Below are 6,654 nucleotides of genomic sequence, written 5' to 3'. Positions count from 1 at the left end.
CGCCGGCAACATAACCTTAAGATTAACAAAAAGAAGGTGTACAGGCTCTGCAAAGAACTTGGTATCCTAGGCAAGCCTGTAAAACCCAAACACTCCTATCCGCGCAGACTAGCGAACAACATGGAAGTAACAGGTCCAAACCAATTGTGGCAAATGGACATTAAGTATGGTTTCATCGCTGGCCTGGAGCGGTATTTTTACACTGCAAGCATTATAGATGTATACGATCGTAGCGTAGTTGGACAGTACCGTGGCAAGGAATCCAAGACAGAAGACTTGCTTACTACTCTGCACAAGGCTCTTTTAAAAAGAAGTGTGTACACGCAAGGAACGCCACTCGTAGTGCGTACCGACAATGGTCCGCAATTCAAGAGCCACAAGTTCAGAGCGTTTTTTGAAAACAACGAAATGCTGATCCATGAAAGAACACCGAATCGAACGCCAAACAAAAATGCGTATATTGAATCGTTTCACAGCATCTTGGAACGAGAGTGTTTCAGATGCCATATCTTTATGAGTTTTGAAGAAGCATTCGATGTTCTTGACCAATTCATGGACTTCTATAATAACCGCCGAATTCACATGAGTTTATACGGCTACTCCCCTGCTCAATTTATAGAAAAGTTAGAGAAAAACGAAGTAACTGCATTTAAAATTGCCGTATAACTGCGTGTAACCAGGGTTTGATCCTAAAGTGTCCAATATTCGGGGGCCCGGCCGGAAGAGACGGTTTTTGAGCGAAAGGAGTCCATTTGGCGGGAAATGATTGGATATTATCCAATGAGGAGGCTCATTTTTAACCCATGGTATTAAATGGTTGGATTTATTCCAATGAGGGGATCTCGTTGCCCCTCGGGCCAGCATCTAGGCTATCCATAACCCGCCCCCTCAAACCTACCTGCCCCGACTACGTCGTGACCATAGCACCGCCGTTTACGTGCACCACTTCGCCGGTGGCGAAGGAAGAGTCGCTGCTTGCGAGATAGACGTAGGCGGGAGCAAGCTCGAACGGCTGGCCTGCGCGTTTGATCGGGGCGTCCGTGCCGAAAACGGCCACTTCCTCCGCAGAGAAGCTGGACGGGATCAGCGGAGTCCAGATGGAGCCCGGAGCGACGGCATTGACGCGGATGCCGCAGTCGATCAGCGAGAGCGCAAGCGAACGCGTGAAGGAGACGATCGCTCCTTTGGTCGACGAGTAGTCGATCAGCGTTTTGTGGCCTTGGTATGCGGTGATGGAGGCGGTGTTAATGATCGAGCTGCCGCATTTCAGATGAGGAAGCGCCGCCTGGACCATATAGAAAAAAGGAAAGATGTTCGTTTGGAAAGTTTGATATAACTGGGCTTCTGAAATATCGGCGATGCTTTTTTGCGGATACTGGACGCCATGGTTGTTTACGAGGACATCAAGCTGCCCGAAGCAGCGGATGGTTTCCTGAACGACAAACTCGCAGTTGCATTTGTGGCGGAGATCTATTTTGATCGGCAGGCAGCGCTGCCCCAGTTCCTCGATCCGCCGTTTGGTGTCCATCGCGTCCGTGGTTTCCCACAAATACGGAATGACGAGGTCAGCGCCCTCCTTGGCAAAAGCAATCGCCGCCGCCCGGCCGATGCCGCTGTCACCTCCGGTAATAATCGCCACCTTGCCTTTTAGTTTGCCGCTGCCGCGGTACTCCGGATTTTCGGAAATCGGTCTGGGGTTCATGAGGCTCTCAAGACCGGGCTGTACCGGCTGATGCTGCGGCGGAAAGGCGATGGGCTGCTCGCGGCATACCGTTTCCTTACCGACATAAGGGTATACGGGAATCATATGATTTTTCAAGCTCCTCCCTGGACAATGTCCACTGGCTATCGTTATGAATCATTCTATGCGTTCGCCCAGAGAAAGGTGACCGCAAGCGGTCGCGAAGCAGTCTGCTTCCCGTTATGCCTCGATTGACTTTTTGTAAAAATATTGATAGCATCATTTTAAAGTATACTGATTTAATCGGAATTCAATTTGAGATAAGGGAGTGTTACCCGCATGGCAAAAGTTACGATCATCAACGGAACGCCGACGCCGGGATCCCGGCTGACCGCGATAGTTTCCCTGGCGGAGGATTTGCTCGCCAAGGAAGGTTTTGAAGTGCAGCATGTGAATGTAGGCGAGCTACCTCCCGAGGATCTGATACATACGAAATTTGAGAGTGAAGACATCGTCAAAGCCAATGCACTGGTTGCCGAAGCAGACGCTGTAATTGTAGCCAGCCCGGTATACAAGGCTTCCTACACGGGCGTGCTCAAAACCTTTTTGGATCTGATCCCGCAAAAAGGATTGGCCGGAAAAATCATCCTGCCGTTATTTATCGGAGGAAGTCTTGCGCATCTACTGTCGATTGACTATTCATTGAAGCCGGTGTTGGCAGCGCTTGGCGCGCGCCATATTCTAGGCGGGGTATATACGGTCGATTCTCAGGTAGCCCGGACAGAGCAAGGCGGATTCGATATCGCGGAAGAGTTGAAAGGGAGACTGGAAGAGAACATCAAGGAACTGGCCGAGGAAACTCGCCGGCGGATCGCTTCCGCGGATTTGGCCAAATAAATAAGCTGACCATGACGCTAGGCTAGGCGGGCTGTTCGGGATTATGCGTCCTGAATAGCCTGCCTTTTTATTACGCCGTTTCCTGAAACGGCAACAAGACCTGGCTGTGGCACGGATTATTGTACAGACGGTTGGAATGAAGCGATGCGGGTAGTACAATGAAGAAAGCTGAAAGTTAAATTAAAGGGGGATTCACGAGAGATATGCAAAAATTAGTGTTCTTTGTAGGAGTGGCCGGGACCGGCAAAACCACGGTGGCCCGTAAATTGGCGGAACGCATGCAAGCTGCCTTTCTGGACCGGGATACGGTCGGCGGACGCTTTGTGGAGAAGATTCTGGAAATGAACGGCCTGGATGTCAACGACCGCGACTCCGATTTTTATAAGAAGCATCTGCGGGATCTGGAATACGACACCACGAAGGATATTTGCATCGAGAACCTGGCGGCCGGCCAAAACGTGTTTATGATTTCGCCCTTTACAGCGGAATTAAAAAACAAGGCATGGATCGAAGAAGTGCTGGCAGCGGCCGGAAAATCCAAACAGGATGTCGACGTCAAGGTAGTGGTGGTCGCCCTGAAGGATATGGAGACGCAAAAAGAGCGCATCATCGACAGACAAACCGAGCGTGACACCTGGAAATTGGAGCATTGGGATGACTTCAAGCACCGCGTCCAGTTCGTACCGGAAATCAACTGGGATATCCCCGAATCTTCTGTGTACGTGTTCGACAATAGCGGTGAGCTGACGGAAGAAAAGGCGGAGAACGTGTATCGGTTCGTTGCCGGGGAATAGGAAGGAACCGGGCAATCAGCCAGCAATCCTTAGCCAGAGGATAATCTCGGTGAAATGACGGCGAATTGAGCCTGAATTGAAATTCAACCGCTGGAGCATGGCTCCGGCGGTTTTTTTGCATAAGTGGTAAGCAGAACCCGTCGATACCCCCGGGGCCCGCGCCGGGTCATTAAACAAGCAATAGCGCCTCCAAATCAATGACTTCAATGTCGCGTTGCCCGGTCTGACGAATCCAGCCGGCAGCTTCAAAGTCAGCCAGCTTGCGGCTGATCGTTTCCGGCGTGGTACCGAGGTGGGAGGCGAGATCCTTACGGCGCATCGGCAGCTTGATGCGGGCGTTCTTCCACGCTTCCACCTGGCCGGCGAGATACATGGCAATCCGGGTTTCTACGGTTTCCATGGCGATTCGTGCCGCCTGTTCTTCGCTGGTTGCCAGACGCGAGGAGAACTCGGCCAGCATCTTTAGTGCAATCTGCGGGTATTTCAGCAAAAAGGCCTGTAAGCTTTCCCGACTTATCATGCATATTTCCAATGGCTCCAGGGCTTCGGCGTAGGCGTCATGCACCGATTCGTTAAACAGCGCCAATTCTCCGCTGAATTCCCCGGGTCCAAGTATTCGAACGAGCTGTTCCTTTCCTCCGCTTGATTCGCGAAAGATCCTCATACTTCCTTTATGCACGATATAAATGCCTTCGGAAGGCTCCCCGGGGCGGTAGATCATTTGGCCGCGGGGATGGGATACCGATCGGGCGGTCGAGGCGATTTCCTTCAATTCGGCAGCCTCCAAATGATTGAAGATAGGAACGATCGAAACGCAATAGCTGTTCTTGTCATGCTCTTTATGATTGCAGCTGCTTTTTTCCTCTGACATGGTCTTCATCAACGCCTTTCTTAAAAGAGATGAACTGTTGATATGGATGTGGGGCAAGTACGTAAAATGTTCCTACGATCGCTGTTGGTTTCAGATTTCATAATACTATTGAATCTTAATCGGGAGAAATCCGGAACCAAAGGCGACCGCTCCGCTTCTTCGGAATCATTTTACTCCCTTGCCTGTATCCTCTTCATCAGTCCAATCTTATTTAATGATTTACTATTAAATCGTCCAAGCCGGACGGCATTCAGGATGACGAGTAGGACGCTTAATTCATGAATGAACATACCGGAAGCAAGGAATACTTGCCCGGTCAGCACACCGAATAATAGGAGAGCAACGGTTCCGACCGCGAAAAAAGTGTTTTGTTTCATGTTCCGTACCGTGGTCTTGGCAAGCGAGTAGGCGTGGGCAAATTGATCCAGGCGATCTGCCATCAGCACGACATCCGCCGTTTCCATGGCGATGTCGGTCCCGCCTTCGCCCATGGCCAAACCGATGTCGGCCGTCGCGATCGCAGGAGCATCATTGATTCCGTCTCCGGCCATGGCAACCCGGTATCCTTGTTCCTTTAGCTTGCTGATAAAGTCGGCTTTTCCATCCGGCAGCATCCCGGCATGCACTTCATCCATCCCCAGCTTGCGGCCGACCAGCTCAGCCGTATGGCGATTATCGCCAGTAAGCATAATGAACCTGTTCACGCCGGCTTCACGCAGCTTTCGTATCGCTTGCCCGGCTTCCGGCCGGATTTCATCGGCAATCGCGAGCAGACCTTCCAGTTTTCCGTCAACCGCCACGAACACTACGGTGTTTCCGAGTTTTTCGAGGCGGGATGCATCCTCCTCCGCTGAGGTGCTCACGGCAATCCCTTCCGATTCCATCAGGTTGCGGTTTCCGACAGCAACCGATATTCCGCCGGTAACTACCCGGATTCCGCTGCCTTTAATTACTTCTGCCTGATCCGGTTTGCCGGAAAGCGGCAGATTTCTTCGCGCCGCCTCTTTGACGATGGTAAGCCCCAGATGATGCTCCGAGACCGTCTCCGCCTCAGCGGCCAGGCGTAACAATTCATTGCTATCCATGTTGAATGAAGAGATTTCCCTCAAGGTAGGCCGGCCGCGCGTAAGCGTCCCCGTCTTGTCAAAGACGACGGTATCCACACGGGAAAGGTTCTCCATAACTTCCCCGCCCTTGATTAATACTCCATGCCTTGCCCCGTTTCCTATTCCCGACACGATGGATACCGGTGCTCCGATAACCAGGGCGCCCGGACAGGCAATGACCAGAAAGGTGATCGCCATGTCCAGCTTTCCGGTCACCAGAAATACGAGAATGGATAACAACACGGCGGAAGGGGTGTAAATTCGGGCAAAGCGGTCCAGGAATTTCTGGGTTTTCGATTTCGACTCCTGGGCTTCCTCGACCAATTCGATCATCCGGGCAAAGACCGTGTCTTCCCCGACTTTTTTCGCCAGAACCTCAACGTATCCATTATCTATCATTGTACCGCTAAAAACAGAATCGCCTATCGTCTTATTGACTGGGACGGCTTCACCGGTTAGAGGAGATTCATTCACGGCAGCACGGCCCTTCATTACGGTTCCGTCTACTGCAACACGCTCCCCGGAGCGGATCACGACGTGATCCCCTTCGGCCAATTCCCCAACGGGCACCCGGGTCTCTACCTCGTTGCGAAGAACGATGGCTTCGAGCGGGGACATGTCGATCAAGGCTTTCAGGGAGGAGCGAGTCTTTTCTAGTGTCCGGGATTCCAGAAAGGCTCCAAACAGGAATAAAAAGGTGACTGCCGCCGACTCCACATATTCGCCGAGGTACAGCGCTCCGATTACGGCCATCGTGACGAGCAGTTCAATACTGAACGCTTTTCCGAGAATCGCCCTGTATGCCTTGAATGCAATAGGAGCTCCGGCGACAGCCGTCGCAATCAGAAGCGAGATTTGCTGCCCTTTAGGCCAGCCGGCCCCATGCAGTAATGCGGCACTTAAGAGCAATAACCCGGAAATCAGGGTAAGGAATGATGTCTGTCTGGCATTCATGTCGCCACCTCACTTCAGGATGATTTTTCCGAAATCACAGGATAGCCAAGCCGGGTAATGATTTGTCTCAGTGCTTCAGGCTGAACGACTGCTTCATCAAATTGAATTCGCACTTTGCCGGAATGGAACAAGACCTTGGCATCCTCCACACCGGATGTATGATTCAACGCGGTCTCAATCTTCTTAATACATGAAGGACAGGACAACGGTTCAAGGCCAAATACGAGCTTCTTCATTTTTAGTTCCTCCTCGTTTAAGGGATGGTTTATGTTTCTGGTTAAAGTATAGAGCTCGATTCTTCCTATTACCTTGACGCGGCTCAAGTTTAAATTCGAAAGTCATCTCCTTTAT

7 protein-coding genes are annotated in these 6,654 nt (G+C 51.4%); 3 read left to right on the top strand and 4 right to left on the bottom strand.

Annotated features, from left to right (window positions below; translation table 11 throughout):
• The coding region (locus tag KJS57_RS16470; RefSeq protein ID WP_213655623.1) for a DDE-type integrase/transposase/recombinase at positions 1 to 666 on the top strand (666 nt) is incomplete at its 5' end.
• 241 nt (positions 667 to 907) lie between these two features.
• Here the strand turns inward: KJS57_RS16470 and KJS57_RS16465 are convergent.
• Complete coding sequence (locus tag KJS57_RS16465) at positions 908 to 1,807, bottom strand: SDR family oxidoreductase (protein WP_211022211.1); 900 nt, start codon at positions 1,805 to 1,807, stop codon at positions 908 to 910.
• 213 nt (positions 1,808 to 2,020) lie between these two features.
• Between KJS57_RS16465 and ssuE the strand changes: the two genes are divergently transcribed.
• Together ssuE and KJS57_RS16455 are read left to right on the top strand one after the other, a co-directional pair.
• Positions 2,021 to 2,578 carry an NADPH-dependent FMN reductase gene (ssuE, locus tag KJS57_RS16460; RefSeq protein WP_211022210.1) on the top strand — a complete coding sequence of 186 codons (558 nt, stop codon included), beginning with the start codon at positions 2,021 to 2,023 and terminating at the stop codon, positions 2,576 to 2,578.
• A 203-nt stretch (positions 2,579 to 2,781) separates the two neighbouring features.
• Positions 2,782 to 3,372 carry a P-loop nucleotide/nucleoside kinase family protein gene (locus tag KJS57_RS16455; RefSeq protein ID WP_211022209.1) on the top strand — a complete coding sequence of 197 codons (591 nt, stop codon included), beginning with the start codon at positions 2,782 to 2,784 and terminating at the stop codon, positions 3,370 to 3,372.
• 169 nt (positions 3,373 to 3,541) lie between these two features.
• On the opposite strand, the gene KJS57_RS16450 is transcribed toward KJS57_RS16455, so the two are convergent.
• From KJS57_RS16450 to KJS57_RS16440, 3 genes are all read right to left on the bottom strand, one after another.
• Positions 3,542 to 4,243 (bottom strand): Crp/Fnr family transcriptional regulator, encoded by a 702-nt coding sequence (locus tag KJS57_RS16450; RefSeq protein ID WP_213655622.1) that lies wholly within the window; start codon positions 4,241 to 4,243, stop codon positions 3,542 to 3,544.
• A gap of 170 nt (positions 4,244 to 4,413) precedes the next feature.
• A complete protein-coding gene (locus KJS57_RS16445) occupies positions 4,414 to 6,303 on the bottom strand; it encodes a heavy metal translocating P-type ATPase (protein WP_213655621.1) in 1,890 nt (629 codons plus the stop codon).
• 14 nt (positions 6,304 to 6,317) lie between these two features.
• Positions 6,318 to 6,539 carry a heavy-metal-associated domain-containing protein gene (locus tag KJS57_RS16440; RefSeq protein WP_213655620.1) on the bottom strand — a complete coding sequence of 74 codons (222 nt, stop codon included), beginning with the start codon at positions 6,537 to 6,539 and terminating at the stop codon, positions 6,318 to 6,320.
• Between the last annotated feature and the right edge of the window lie 115 nt (positions 6,540 to 6,654).

This window comes from Paenibacillus vini, from assembly GCF_018403325.1.
Classification (GTDB): Bacteria; Bacillota; Bacilli; order Paenibacillales; family Paenibacillaceae; genus Fontibacillus; species Fontibacillus vini.
The sequence above is the reverse complement of the archived record's forward strand: the minus strand, read 5'-3'. Positions and strand labels throughout refer to the sequence as shown.

Excerpts from the sequence above, each read along its gene's own strand:
- ssuE (WP_211022210.1), top strand. The coding sequence starts at position 2,021 with ATGGCAAAAGTTACGATCATCAACGGAACGCCGACGCCGGGATCCCGG.
- KJS57_RS16455 (WP_211022209.1), top strand. The coding sequence starts at position 2,782 with ATGCAAAAATTAGTGTTCTTTGTAGGAGTGGCCGGGACCGGCAAAACC.
- KJS57_RS16465 (WP_211022211.1), bottom strand. The coding sequence starts at position 1,807 with ATGATTCCCGTATACCCTTATGTCGGTAAGGAAACGGTATGCCGCGAG.
- KJS57_RS16445 (WP_213655621.1), bottom strand. The coding sequence starts at position 6,303 with ATGAATGCCAGACAGACATCATTCCTTACCCTGATTTCCGGGTTATTG.
- KJS57_RS16440 (WP_213655620.1), bottom strand. The coding sequence starts at position 6,539 with ATGAAGAAGCTCGTATTTGGCCTTGAACCGTTGTCCTGTCCTTCATGT.
- KJS57_RS16450 (WP_213655622.1), bottom strand. The coding sequence starts at position 4,243 with ATGTCAGAGGAAAAAAGCAGCTGCAATCATAAAGAGCATGACAAGAAC.